This window comes from Microvirga sp. BF8, assembly GCF_059888585.1.
The window spans coordinates 482,570-495,317 of sequence record NZ_CM187619.1 but is presented as its reverse complement, the minus strand read 5'-3'; the positions used below and the strand labels follow the sequence as shown (position 1 = coordinate 495,317).

General features: G+C 66.6%; 9 protein-coding genes and 1 tRNA gene. 5 read left to right on the top strand and 5 right to left on the bottom strand.

From position 1 onward, the window contains the following. Positions 1-275: 275 nt before the first annotated feature. Together AC522E_RS02285 and AC522E_RS02280 are read right to left on the bottom strand one after the other, a co-directional pair. Positions 276-351 (bottom strand) — tRNA-Ala (locus AC522E_RS02285). Positions 352-434: 83 nt separating this feature from the next. Further along, positions 435-815 carry a TIGR02300 family protein gene (locus AC522E_RS02280; protein WP_500748788.1) on the bottom strand — a complete coding sequence of 127 codons (381 nt, stop codon included), beginning with the start codon at positions 813-815 and terminating at the stop codon, positions 435-437. Positions 816-981: 166 nt separating this feature from the next. Here AC522E_RS02280 and aroA point away from each other — a divergent pair, with 166 nt between their 5' ends. The 4 genes from aroA (at position 982) to AC522E_RS02260 (ending at position 4,231) form a co-directional block, all read left to right on the top strand. After that, positions 982-2,331, top strand: coding sequence for a 3-phosphoshikimate 1-carboxyvinyltransferase (gene aroA, locus AC522E_RS02275; protein ID WP_500748787.1), 1,350 nt, complete (start codon positions 982-984; stop codon positions 2,329-2,331). An 8-nt stretch (positions 2,332-2,339) separates the two neighbouring features. Next, positions 2,340-2,969, top strand: coding sequence for a (d)CMP kinase (cmk, locus tag AC522E_RS02270; protein WP_500748786.1), 630 nt, complete (start codon positions 2,340-2,342; stop codon positions 2,967-2,969). A gap of 67 nt (positions 2,970-3,036) precedes the next feature. Continuing rightward, a complete protein-coding gene (locus AC522E_RS02265; RefSeq protein ID WP_500748785.1) occupies positions 3,037-3,840 on the top strand; it encodes a DUF1194 domain-containing protein in 804 nt (267 codons plus the stop codon). Between the two features lie 13 nt (positions 3,841-3,853). After that, a complete protein-coding gene (locus AC522E_RS02260) occupies positions 3,854-4,231 on the top strand; it encodes a methylglyoxal synthase (protein ID WP_500748784.1) in 378 nt (125 codons plus the stop codon). Positions 4,232-4,237: 6 nt separating this feature from the next. Here AC522E_RS02260 and hrpB read toward each other — a convergent pair whose 3' ends face one another. From hrpB to AC522E_RS02245, 3 genes are all read right to left on the bottom strand, one after another. Continuing rightward, a complete protein-coding gene (gene hrpB / locus AC522E_RS02255; protein ID WP_500748783.1) occupies positions 4,238-6,706 on the bottom strand; it encodes an ATP-dependent helicase HrpB in 2,469 nt (822 codons plus the stop codon). Positions 6,707-6,748: 42 nt separating this feature from the next. Continuing rightward, entirely contained in the window at positions 6,749-7,366 is a 618-nt protein-coding gene (locus tag AC522E_RS02250) for an HAD family hydrolase (RefSeq protein WP_500748782.1), read from the bottom strand. Between the two features lie 159 nt (positions 7,367-7,525). Further along, entirely contained in the window at positions 7,526-9,814 is a 2,289-nt protein-coding gene (locus tag AC522E_RS02245) for an NADP-dependent malic enzyme (protein ID WP_500748781.1), read from the bottom strand. A 149-nt stretch (positions 9,815-9,963) separates the two neighbouring features. Between AC522E_RS02245 and mutS the strand changes: the two genes are divergently transcribed. Next, positions 9,964-12,690: a DNA mismatch repair protein MutS gene (mutS, locus tag AC522E_RS02240; protein WP_500748780.1), complete on the top strand. Its 2,727-nt coding sequence runs from the start codon at positions 9,964-9,966 to the stop codon at positions 12,688-12,690. Positions 12,691-12,748 lie beyond the last annotated feature (58 nt).

Below are 12,748 nucleotides of genomic sequence, written 5' to 3'. Positions count from 1 at the left end.
GCCCTCGAATGCTTCAACGGCCAAGCCGGATATTTGTTTCGCCGATGGACAAAAGGGGAATGCCGTTCACCCGATGACGGGCAAAGCGCCGTCTTCGAATTCCCGGGGTTTGATCGGGTGGTATGGGATGTCAGGGCTACGGTTTGACGGAGATTGAGCGGAATGTGGCTCAGTCATCTTCGATTATCGGTTGAAGACGGCCAAACATGGTTATCGCGAGACAACCGATCCGGGTCTTCGACCCATGGGCTGAAACTGAGGCTTCAGGGAAAGTTTGGTGGAGCCAGGCGGAATCGAACCGCCGACCTCTTGAATGCCATTCAAGCGCTCTCCCAACTGAGCTATGGCCCCACGCCAGCCGCGGTGTTGGGGCACCGCGGAAAGGGTCGCCGCTGATAGCAGCGGCGTTTCTATAGTCGGGTCTGATGAGAGGTTCAAGCCTCTTCATCGTCCTCCAGGTCGCTGTCGATCAGGTCCGACACGTCGTCATCGCCCTCCTCCTCGTCCTCGAGGAAGGTATCGTCATCGGCGACATCGTCGCCCACATCGATGTCGTCGTCGGTCGGGATGTCCTTTTCGGACTCGCCCGCCTCGACCTCGTCGAGGGAGACCATTTCGGCGCCCGTCGATTCGAGTTCGGTCTCGTCCTCGTCGCTGGGCGCATGAGCGATGGCGGGAGCGGCGACGCGGCTCAGGGCGGCGACCTGAAATGCGGTGCCGCATTTGGGGCAGACAGCGGGATCCCTGTTGAGATCGTAGAATTTCGCGCCGCAGCTCATGCACTGGCGCTTCAAGCCGAGTTCCGGTTTGGCCACGGGTTATGCCTCAATCTGGATGGTTGGGAAGGCTCCGTTAGTCGCGGGGGCATCCCTTGTCAAATAAGAAATTGCAGGAGAAGTCCGGACCGGGTCCCGCGCCGGGATGACGGCACCGAAAGCCCGTGTTAGGAGCCGCCCCGGACACGTGAGGAAAGGGTCGGGAATGGCGCAGGCGCATGGATTGGCATCACCGGTCACGAGCCGGGCCGGCTCGGCCCTGCGTGGCCGTCTTCGTGTTCCCGGCGACAAGTCGATCTCGCACCGGTCCATGATCCTCGGCCTTCTCGCCATCGGGGAGACCAGGGTCGAGGGTCTCCTCGAAGGCGACGATGTGTTGCGCACGGCCGAGGCCTGCAAAGCCCTGGGCGCGACGATTACCCGCGAGGCCCCGGGACGCTGGCGGATCCTTGGAGCCGGAATCGGCGGCCTGACGGAGCCGCCGGGCGTCCTCGATTTCGGCAATGCCGGCACGGGTTCCAGGCTGATGATGGGGGTGGCCGGCAGCCATCCGATCACCACGACCTTCGATGGGGACGCATCTCTGCGCAAGCGCCCGATGCGCCGCATCCTCGATCCGCTGGTCAGGATGGGCGTCACCGTGGTCAGCGAGGCCGAGGGCGGGCGTGTCCCCCTTACCTTGCGCGGGCCGCGCGAGACGATCCCGATCACCTACGAAACCCCGGCGGCCTCGGCCCAGATCAAATCGGCCGTGCTGCTCGCTGGCCTGAACTCCCCGGGCCGCACCACGGTCCTCGAGCGCGAGGCCACCCGCGATCACACGGAACGGATGCTGCGCCACTTTGGCGCAACGGTGGACGTCGCCGCCCACGGCGAACATGGCCGCGCCATCACCCTCCAGGGCCAGCCGGAGCTCCGCGGCTCGACGGTCGTGGTCCCGAGCGATCCTTCCTCGGCGGCATTCCCGATCGTCGCCGCTTTGATCACGCCCGGCTCGGACATCGTTGTCGAAGGCGTGATGATGAACCCCCTTCGGACCGGCCTGATCACGACCCTCCTGGAGATGGGTGCGTCCATCGAGCGGTTGAACGAGCGCGACGAAGGCGGAGAGACCGTGGCCGACCTGCGGGTCCAGGCAAGCCGCCTCAGCGGCGTGACCGTGCCGGCGGCCCGGGCCCCGGCGATGATCGACGAATACCCCATCCTGGCCGTGGCCGCTTCCTTCGCCGAGGGAACGACCCGCATGGAGGGTCTCCATGAGCTGAGGGTAAAGGAATCCGATCGCCTCGCCGCCGTTGCCGCCGGTCTGGCAGAGGCGGGCGTATCCTATGAGATTGCGGGCGACGACCTCATCGTCCATGGCTCTCACGGAAAGGTTCGGGGCGGAGGCAAGCCGGTCGCGACCCACCTCGATCACCGGATCGCCATGGCATTTCTGGTCATGGGGCTGGCGACCCAGGAGCCCATCACGGTCGATGACGGCGCGATGATCGCCACCAGCTTCCCGACCTTCATCCCGCTCATGCGGGAGCTGGGCGCCACGATCCTCGATTGATGCATGCCATGATCATTGCCATCGACGGCCCGGCAGCATCGGGCAAAGGCACCCTTGGCAAGCGCCTTGCCGATCACCTCGGCTTCGCCCATCTCGACACTGGGCTGCTTTACCGCGCTGTCGCCTCCGTGCTGCTGAACCAGGACATCCCCCTCGCCGACCGGGACGCCGCAGCCGCGGCGGCGAACAATCTCGACGTGACCCATCTCGACGCGCCCGACCTTCGAGGCGCCCGGATGGGCGAAGCCGCCTCGGTCATTTCCGCCTACCAGCCCGTGCGCGATGCCCTCCTGGCGTTTCAGCGCCAGTTCGGGAGCCAGGAGCCGGGGGCCGTGCTCGACGGGCGGGACATCGGAACCGTCGTCTGCCCCGATGCGGATGTGAAGCTGTTCATTACTGCCACCCCGGAGGAGCGGGCCCGGCGCCGCCACCTCGAACTCCTGCGGCGAGGCGAGGCGGTGGCCTATGAGGGAATCCTTGCGGATATCCGCCGCCGCGACGAGCGCGACATGACGCGGGCGACGGCGCCGCTGAAGGCCGCCGCCGACGCGATCACCCTCGATACGACCGACCTCGACCCCGACGCCACCTTCTGGGCAGCCCTCGCCATCGTGGAGAAAAAGAGACACAAAACTTAACCTTGCGTCATGCCAGGAAGCTGGCACACTTCCTCGAACCAGACCGGCTCCTCAAGGGAGATCACCGATGGTTCGCTCCGGCTGCATGCGTTTCGTGGCAGGCCTCGCGCTAGCCTTGGCGTGCCTGATGGCTCCGCCGCAGGCAAAGGCGCAGACGGAGGTGGACCTGGCCCTGGTCCTGGCAGTGGATATTTCCTTCTCCATGGACACGGAAGAGCAAGGCCTGCAGCGCGAGGGATTTGCCCAGGCCTTCCGCTCCCCGCTCGTGCACGAGGCCATTCGGGGCGGCCTTCTGGGCAGGATTGCCGTGACCTACATGGAATGGGCCGGGACCTCGGACCAGAAGGTGATCATTCCCTGGACGGTCCTCGACAATTCCGAGAGCCTCATGGCTTTCGCAGACCGGATTTCCTCGACGCCCTTGAGCCGTGCTCAGCGCACGTCGATTTCGAGCGCCATCGATTTCAGCGCCAAGCTTTTCGATGACCTCGACGTGACGGCAACCCGTCAGGTGATCGACATCTCCGGCGATGGCCCCAACAACCAGGGACGCGGAGTCGAACAGGCCCGGGACGAGGCTCTCGCCAAGGGCATCACCATCAACGGTCTGCCGATCATGTTGCGCAAGCCTGGCTACCTCGACATTCCCGAACTCGACATCTATTACAGGGACTGCGTCATCGGAGGTCAGGGGGCGTTCATGGTTCCGGTTCGTGAGCGCGACCAGTTCATCAATGCGATCAAGACCAAGATCCTTCTCGAAGTCGCCAACCTTACACCCCATGCCCCTCGGATCGAGCGCATCCAAAGCCCTGCCCGCGCCAATTGCCTGACCGGCGAGATGCAGTGGCGCGACCGCTGGAACAACTGACATCAATCTCACCATGCCAAAGCTGACATTGGCGCTCGTGGCTCACGACGCCAAAAAGAACGACATGGCCGATTTCGTCGCCATGCATGAAAATTCCATCCGTCCCTTTGAGCTTTTCGCCACGGGAACGACGGGCGGGCGTGTCATGGAGCGATGCCCCTCCCTCTCTGTCACTCGGCTGAAGAGCGGTCCTCTCGGCGGCGACCAGCAGATCGGCGCCATGATCGCCGATGGCAGGATCGACGCCCTGTTCTTCTTCGTCGATCCGCTCTCGCCTCACCCTCATGACGTGGACGTAAAGGCGCTGATGCGCCTCGCCCTCGTCTACAACATCCCCATGGCCCTCAACCGCGCCACGGCGGAACGACTGATCGCCACCTTCGATCCTTGATCTGGTTCAGGTGCCCCTCGGCTTGGCGCGGCGGGTCGGCGGAGCTGCGATCGGATCCTCCGGCCATGGATGCTTGGGATATTGGCCGCGCATGTCGGCGCGGACAGCCGCCCAGGACCCGCGCCAGAACCCCGGCAGATCGCGCGTGATCTGGATCGGGCGTTGCGCGGGCGAAAGCAGGTGAAGGATCAGCGGCACGCGTCCCCCGGCAAGGGTCGGGTGCTTATCGAGGCCGAACAGTTCCTGGACACGGACCGCCAGGACCGGCCCTTCCTCGGTTCCATAGTCGACGGGAATCTGAGAGCCGGTCGGCACCTCCACATGGGTCGGCGCCTCCGCATCGAGGCGCCGCTGGAGATTCCACGGCAGCAGGCTCCTGACCGCCTCGCTCAGGAGCTCGGGGCCGATCTCGCCGAGGCTGGCCTTTCCGATGAGGTGAGGCGCCAGCCACTCCTCCGCCGCCGTGCCGAGCGCCTCATCCGACACATCCGGCCATTCGTCCCCCTCGGCCTTGCGAAGGAACATGACCCGGTCACGCCATTGCGCCAGAGGCTTGGACCAGGGCAGCGCGGAAAGCCCCAGCGAGACGAGACCGGCCGCCAGGGAACGGGCGGAGTCTTCCGTCGCCGGAACGGGCAAGGGCCGCTCGCTGAGGATCAATGCGCCATAGCGCCTGACGGCGCGCGCGCGAAGGGCCTTGGCCTGCCGGTCGAAGACGACCTCGTCCTGCCGCTCGATCTCGTCCTCGAGGAGCGCCTCGACCTCGTCGAGGTCGATGGCGGCGGCGGCAAGGATTCGTGCCGAGGCGGCCCCGCCCGCGATCTCGGCGATCGCCAGGAAGGGGTCCTTCGCCAGGCGCTCGTGGGGCTGGAGGTTCGCGCCGCGTCCGTTGGCCATGAGATATTCCCCGGGCTTGCCACGCCGCTTGGCGAGGCGGTCCGGATAAGCCAAGGCCAGAATCGCTCCCACGGAACGCTCAGGCTCCGGAGCCGAGGCCTTGGGGACGCTTCGGGCCCAGCCCTCGGCCATGCGCCGCATGTCCTCGGCGCGCCGGGAGCGGTCGCGGCGGAAGCGGTCGATCCGGTCGGAAAGATCCACGGCATCGCCGCCGAGCCCGCGCTCGACGAGAACGGCTGCGATCTCGGCGGCGTCGCGTGCCTGCCCGCCTTCGCCAGCCCTCAGCACCATGCGTGCCAGACGCGGCGGCAAGGGCAGGTCGCGCAGGTGCCGTCCGGCTTCGGTGATCCGCCCGTCCTCATCGAGGGCCAGGAGTTGCTGCAGCAGCGCCCTCGCCTCCTTCAGGGCCGGCGCCGGTGGCGGATCCAGGAAGGACAGCGCCGTCGGATCCGTGACGCCCCAGGCGGCGCAATCGAGGAGCAGCGGCGCCAGGTCCGCAGACAGGATTTCGGGCCGTGCAAAAGGTTCGAGCGCCCCGGTCGCGGCCTCCTCCCAGAGGCGGTAGCAGATGCCGGGCTCCGTCCGTCCGGCCCGTCCCCGGCGCTGATCGGCGGCGGCGCGCGAGACGCGCACCGTCTCGAGACGGGTCAGGCCGATATCCGGCTCGTAGACCGGGACGCGGGCAAGCCCCGAATCCACCACGACCCTTACCCCCTCGATGGTCAGGGAGGTCTCGGCGATGGAGGTGGCGAGAACGATCTTGCGGCGGCCCGGCTTGGCGGGAGACACGGCGAGGTCCTGTTCGGCCCGGTCGAGGGCGCCATAGAGCGGCGCGAGGTCGACCATCGGGTCGGCGACGCGTTCGCGCAGGAGAGCGTCGACGCGACGGATCTCCCCCTGGCCCGGCAGGAAGACCAGGATCGAGCCCGTCTCCGCCCGCAGGGCCCGAAGGACGGCATCCGTCACCTGTTCCTCGATGCGGCGGTTCGGGTCGCGACCCAGGTAGCGGGTGTCGACCGGGAAGGCCCTGCCCTCCGACTGGATCACGGGAGCATTTCCGAGGAGCTTCGCGACCCTGGCTCCGTCGAGGGTCGCGGACATGACAAGCAGGCGGAGGTCCTCCCGCAATCCCCCTTGGGCATCGAGGGCGAGGGCAAGGCCGAGATCGGCGTCGAGGGAGCGCTCGTGGAACTCGTCGAACAGAATTCCGGCAACCCCGTCGAGGGCAGGATCGTCCAGGATCATGCGGGCGAACACGCCCTCGGTCACCACTTCGATCCGCGTCCTGCGGCCGATCTTGGATCCGAGGCGAACGCGAAGCCCCACGGTCTCGCCGACCGCCTCCCCCAAGGTCCGGGCCATGCGATCGGCAGCCGCCCGGGCAGCAAGCCGGCGCGGTTCGAGAACGATGAGCTTGCGGCCCTCTGCCCAGGGCTCGTCGAGGAGGGCCAGGGGCACCCGCGTCGTCTTGCCTGCTCCCGGCGGGGCGACGAGAACCGCATTCGGCCGCGCACGAAGGCTCGCCGTCAGATCGGCGAGCACCTCATCGATGGGAAGAGCTGTCACGAAGGCACGCATGCCGCCTGATGGCGCAAGCGGAGCGAGAGGGCAAGGCGATCCTTAGGCGGCGATGCCGTGACGCTGAAGCTCTGCGGCAAGGTCCATCGGCTCGACGAAGTGGATCGCGTGCATTCCCACGGACCTGGCTCCCTCCACGTTCGCCCTGGAATCGTCGATGAAGACGCAGGCATCGGCCTCGAGGCCGTAGCGGTCCAGAAGCAGGGTGTAGATCTCGGGTTCGGGCTTGAGCATCCGCTCCTCCCCCGAGACGATGGTGCCCTGAAAACCGTCCAGGAACGGGAAGCGCTGCTTCGCCAGGGAGAATTTAGGGGCCGAGAAATTCGTGATGCAGTAGTTCGGGACGCCGGCCTTCCGCAGGCGCGCGAGCAGGGCCACATTCTCCTCGATCGCGCCGGAAACGGTCTCCTCCCAGCGATGATGGAAGGCGCGGATCGAGGCCTCATGATCCGGATAATCCTTCACCAGAAGCGCCACCGCCTCGTCCCAGTCCCGTCCGCGGTCCTGTTCCAGATTCCACTGGTTGGTGCAGACGGTCCCGAGAAACCACTCCATCTCGGCTTCGTCGTCGAAGATCGTGCGGTAGAGGTTGCGCGGATCCCAGCGCAACAGGACATTGCCCACGTCGAAGACGACCGTGGTCGGTTTCCGGACTGTCAAGATTGATCCCCCTTGTTCGGTTCGCCGGCGGACTTTAGCCCGTGTGACGCCTCGGGACCATTCTCCGGGAATGCATCCCAGCCCCACAATCATGCAGGGCTGAGCGGCCTTACTCCGTGAACGGGATCGCGGCTCCGGAACAACCCTGCCCGGAACGGCTCAGCCGCCGATGTTGTAGGCGGCGAGCGCCGCCATGTTGACGATGTCCGCGTCCGTCGCGCCGAGCGAGACGATCTGGACCGGCCGGTCGAGGCCGACGACCATGGGACCGAGCACCATGGCGCCACCGAGTTCCTGCAGCATCTTGGTCGAGATCGACGCCGAGTGGAACGCCGGCATGACCAGAACATTGGCAGGTCCGGTCAGGCGGCAGAACGGGTATTGCGCCATCACATCGCGGTCGAGTGCCACGTCCGCCGCCATCTCGCCGTCGTATTCGAAATCGAGGCGCATGCCGTCGAGAATGCGGACCGCTTCCTGGATCTTCTCGGCACGCTCCGCCCGCGGATGACCGAAGGTCGAAAACGAGAGCAGCGCCACGCGCGGTTCATAACCCAGCCGGCGGGCGACACCGGCCGATTCAATGGCGATCTCCGCCAGTTCCTGCGCCGTCGGCATCTCGTGGATGGCCGTGTCGGCCACGAGAACCGTGTGGCCGCGGGCAAGGCAGAGGGACAGGCCGATCACGCGATGCCCCGGTTTGGCATCGATGACGCGGCGGACATCGGCCAGGGCCGTGGAGTAGTTGCGCGTCGCGCCCGTCACCATGGCGTCTGCATCGCCCATCGCCACCATGGAGGCGGCGAAGTGATTGCGGTCCTGGTTGATCAGGCGCTGGCAATCGCGAAACAGGAAGCCCGATCGCTGCAGGCGCTCGTAGAGGAACTGCGCATAGGTGCTGTTGCGGTGCGACAGACGGGCATTGTGGATCTCGATCCCTTCGCGCCCCTCGAGATCGATTCCCGCCTGGGCCGCCGTGGCGTGGATGCGGTCCTCGCGCCCGACGAGAATGGCCCGTCCGAGTCCCTGGTTGATGAAGGACAAGGCCGCGCGGATCACCTGCTCCTCCTCGCCCTCCGCGAAGACGACCCGTTTCGGGAAGCGGCGCACGCGCTCGAAGATCCGGTTCAAGGTTCCCGCCACCGGATCGCGGCGGGCCGAGAGCTGTGCCTTGTAGCCGCGCATATCGACGATGGGGCGGCGGGCAACGCCCGTGTCCATCGCCGCCTGCGCGACGGCCTGCGGAACCATCTGGATCAGCCGGGGATCGAAGGGCACCGGAATGATGTATTCGCGCCCGAAGCGCGGACGCGCGCCCTGATAGGCCGCCGCCACCTCGTCGGGCACGTCCTCACGGGCGAGATCCGCCAGGGCCTGCGCCGCCGCGATCTTCATCTCCATGTTGATTGTGGTCGCCTGCACGTCGAGGGCGCCGCGGAAGATGTAGGGGAACCCGAGGACGTTGTTGACCTGGTTCGGATAGTCCGACCGGCCCGTCGCGATGATGACATCGTCGCGGATGCGCGCGACCTCCTCGGGCGTGATCTCGGGATCGGGGTTGGCCATGGCGAAGATGATCGGGTTGGGCGCCATGGATCGGATCATGTCGTCCGTGAAGGCCCCCTTGACCGAAAGTCCGAGCACCGCATCCGCGCCGTCGAGCGCCTCTTCCAGCGTGCGCGCCTTGGTTTCCACGGCATGGGCGGACTTCCACTGGTTCATGCCTTCGGTCCGACCCTTGTAGATCACGCCCTTCGTGTCGCAGAGAATGACATTGTTCGGTGCGACGCCCATCGCCTTGAGCAGCTCCGTGCAGGCGATGCCGGCGGCTCCCGCCCCGTTCACCACCAGCCTGGTCTGGGCCATGTTGCGGCCGGTGAGGTGGAGGGCGTTGAGGAGTCCCGCCGCCGCGATGATCGCCGTGCCGTGCTGATCGTCATGGAAGACGGGAATGTCCATGAGCTCGCGCAGGCGCTCCTCGATGATGAAGCATTCCGGCGCCTTGATGTCCTCGAGATTGATGCCGCCGAAGGAGGGGCCGAGATAGCGGACGCTGTTGATGAAGGCATCCGCATCCTCGGTATCGATCTCGAGATCGATCGAGTCCACATCCGCGAAACGCTTGAACAGGACGGCCTTGCCCTCCATGACCGGCTTCGCGGCCAGCGCCCCGAGATTGCCGAGTCCGAGAATCGCTGTGCCGTTGGTGATCACGGCCACCATGTTGGAGCGGGTGGTGTAATCGAAGGCCAGCGAGGGATTCTCGGCGATGGCCTTCACGGGCACCGCGACGCCGGGGGAATAGGCCAGGGACAGGTCCCGCTGCGTCGCCATGGGCTTGGTCGGTACGATCTCCAGCTTCCCGGGTCGTCCCTGCGCATGGAACTGAAGCGCCTCTTGATCGGTGAAGGTCGGCCGGCTGCGGCGTGTCGAGGACTGATCGGTCATTGATTGTGTATTTCTTATCTCGAGGCGTTTCCAAGGGAGCCTGAGACCTTAAGGCAAGGACGCGCTTTCCCTCAAGACTTGTCCACACCCCTCTCCCCGACCCTATGCCACGGGTGAAAGCCGACGCGGGTTTTGCTAGTAAGATCAGGATGTCGTCCCAAGCCCGAGCCCTCCCCCCCGCCAGCGCCGAACCCGATGCGCGCGCCACCGCCAGACCCGCGCCGGACAGCCGCGTCACGCCGATGATGGCGCAGTACATCGAGATCAAGGCCGCCAATCCCGACAGCCTCCTCTTCTACCGGATGGGCGACTTCTACGAGCTGTTCTTCGAGGATGCGGAAATCGCGAGTCAGGCGCTCGGGATCGTTCTGACCAAGCGCGGGAAGCACCTGGGACAGGACATTCCCATGTGCGGGGTGCCCGTGGAGCGGGCCGACGACTACCTGCAGCGCCTGATCGGCCTCGGCCATCGGGTTGCCGTCTGCGAGCAGACCGAGGATCCCGCCGAGGCCAAGAAGCGCGGTGCGAAATCCGTCGTGCGCCGCGACGTGGTGCGGCTGGTGACGCCCGGCACGATCACCGAGGACCGCCTTCTCGATCCGGGCAGGGCCAATTTCTTTCTCGCCGTCGCCCGGCGCCGGCTGTCGGACCATGACTGGTGCTACGGTCTGGCGGCCGTCGACATATCCACAGGTCATTTCGTCCTGAGCGAGACGGACGGCGCGGGGCTCTCCGCCGAGATCGCCCGTTTCGAACCCCGGGAGATCCTGGTGCCGGACGTCATCCACGACGACCCGGAGCTGGCGGCCTTCTGGCGGGAAACGAAGGCCGCCATCACGCCCCTGTCCCGCGAAGGGCTCGATCCCGCCTCCGCGGAACGACGGTTGAAGGATTATTTCGGGGTCGCCACTCTCGATGCCTTCGGCTCTTTCGGCCGCGCCGAGATCATCGCGGCGGGCAGCGCGCTCTTCTATATCGAAAAGACACAGATCGGCAGCCGCCCCGTGCTGAACCCGCCCTCCCGTGAGAAGACGGGCCCGGCTCTGGCCATCGACGCGGCGACGCGAGCGAACCTGGAGCTCACGCGGACCCTTTCCGGCGAGCGGGCGGGGAGCCTGCTGGCCACGATCGACTGCACGGTGACCCCGGGCGGCGCCCGGCTCCTGGGCGAGCGGCTTGCCGGCCCCCTGACCGATCCGGACATGATCCAGGAACGGCTGGACTCGGTCGCCGCCCTTCTGGAGAACGGCGACTTGCGCGATCGCCTGCGCCGAATCCTCAAGCGGTCGCCCGATTTCGCGCGGGCCCTGTCGCGTCTGGGTCTCGGCCGCGGCGGCCCGCGCGATCTCGCCTGCCTCCGCGACGGCCTCCTGGCGGCGCGCGACCTCGGCCTCGAACTCGCCATTGCGCCGGACCTGCCGGAGGAGCTTTCCGAGGCGTCCCGGAAGCTGCAATCCCTCGACACGGCCGTGGCCGAGAAGCTGACGGCGGCCTTGGCGGACGAAATGCCCCTTCTGAAGCGCGACGGCGGCTTCATCCGCGCCGGCTACGACCCGAATCTGGACGAGCTTCGGGAGCTTCAACAGGATTCCCGCCGCTTCATCGCCGCCCTGCAGGCGCGCTACGCCACCGAAACCGGCTGCCGTGCACTGCGCGTGAAGCACAACCACATGATCGGCTACTTCGTCGAGGTGCCGCAGAACGTGGGCGAGGATCTGCTGAAGGAGCCCTGGAAAGAGGTCTTCGTCCACCGCCAGACCATGGCCGGCGCCATGCGGTTCTCCACCGTCGAGCTCGGCGAGCTCGAAGCCAAGATCGCCTCGGCGGCCGATCGGGCCCTTCGCATCGAGCTGGGGCTGTTCGAGACCATGGCCCGGGAACTCGCGGATCTGTCGGCGGCCATCTCTTCCGCGGAGCAAGCCATCGCCGTGGTGGATGTGTCGGCAGCCCTCGCCGAGCTTGCCATGCGGCTCGACTGGACGAGGCCCGCCATCGACAGGAGCCTTTCCTTCCGCATCAGGGGCGGACGCCATCCGGTCGTCGAGGCGGCGCTCAAGCGCGACGGCGAGGCCTTCATCGCCAACGACTCCGACCTCTCGGGCAAGGATGCGGGCCATATCCTGCTGATCACGGGCCCGAACATGGGCGGCAAGTCCACCTATCTGCGCCAGAACGCCCTGATCGTCGTGCTGGCGCAGATGGGCTCCTTCGTGCCGGCGAAAGAAGCCCGGATCGGAGTCGTGGACCGCCTCTTCTCCCGTGTCGGCGCCGCGGACGACCTGGCGCGCGGGCGGAGCACCTTCATGGTCGAAATGGTCGAGACCGCGACCATTCTCAATCAGGCGACCTCGCACTCCCTCGTCATCCTCGACGAGATCGGGCGCGGCACCGCCACCTTCGACGGCCTGTCCATCGCCTGGGCCGCCATCGAGCACCTGCATGAAGCCAACCGCTGCCGGGCGCTGTTCGCAACGCACTTCCACGAGTTGACGGCCCTGGCCGAACGCCTTCCGCGCCTGTCGAACGCCACGTTGAAGGTGACGGAATGGCATGGCGACGTGGTGTTCCTGCATGAGGTCGTTCCCGGCACGGCGGATCGATCCTACGGATTGCAGGTGGCGCGGCTCGCGGGCCTGCCGATCGCCGTCGTCGAGCGGGCGAGAGCGATCCTGAGCGAGCTCGAACGCTCCGACCGGGAGCATCCCAAGCGGGCGCTCGTGGACGATCTTCCCCTTTTCGCAGTGTCGGCCCGCGCCGAACCTGCGAAAGATGACGCCCCCGATCCCCTCCGCCACGCCCTCGGGGCCATGGATCCGGACCAGATGACCCCCCGGGATGCGCTGGAGGCACTCTATCGGCTGAAAGCGCAGCTCTAGCGGCTGCGCGACGGGGCGAAGAGCAATGGCCGTCGCGCCGGCACGAATCTCTATCGCA